Source organism: Pseudoalteromonas sp. S1727, from assembly GCF_005886375.1.
In the GTDB taxonomy this organism is placed as follows: Bacteria; Pseudomonadota; Gammaproteobacteria; order Enterobacterales; family Alteromonadaceae; genus Pseudoalteromonas; species Pseudoalteromonas haloplanktis.
In genome coordinates, this window is sequence record NZ_PNDT01000239.1 from 1 (window position 1) to 395 (window position 395).

Here is a 395-nt window from a genome sequence, read left to right on the forward strand (position 1 = left end):
TGGTCAGTACAAATTATTGACGCCTTAGATGATGGTGCAATTACTATTACGGCTAACGTGAGTGATGCTGCTGGTAATCAAGCCTCGACTACTGGTAACGCAATATTAGATACCAATGCGCCAACTATTTCGATTGTTAGTTTACAACCGACGATGGATACCACACCGACTATTTCTGGCAGCACAGATGCCAGAGATGGTACTGATGTAACGATTGAGATTATTTCTGCAGGTGTTGTGATACAAACATTGACCACTCAAGCTGCGGCTGGGCAATGGACTATTGAGGTCAATGATGCACTTGTTGAAGGTAGTTACACAGTGAGTGCTAGTGTTAGTGAAGATGGTTTAACTGGCTCATCTAGTACAAGTTTAGCGATAGATTTAACCGCACC

General features: G+C 43.0%; 1 protein-coding gene. It reads left to right on the forward strand.

The window, feature by feature from the left end; all coding sequences use genetic code 11:
• The coding region (locus tag CWB85_RS22560; RefSeq protein WP_249314959.1) for an Ig-like domain-containing protein at nt 1-395 on the forward strand (395 nt) is incomplete at both ends.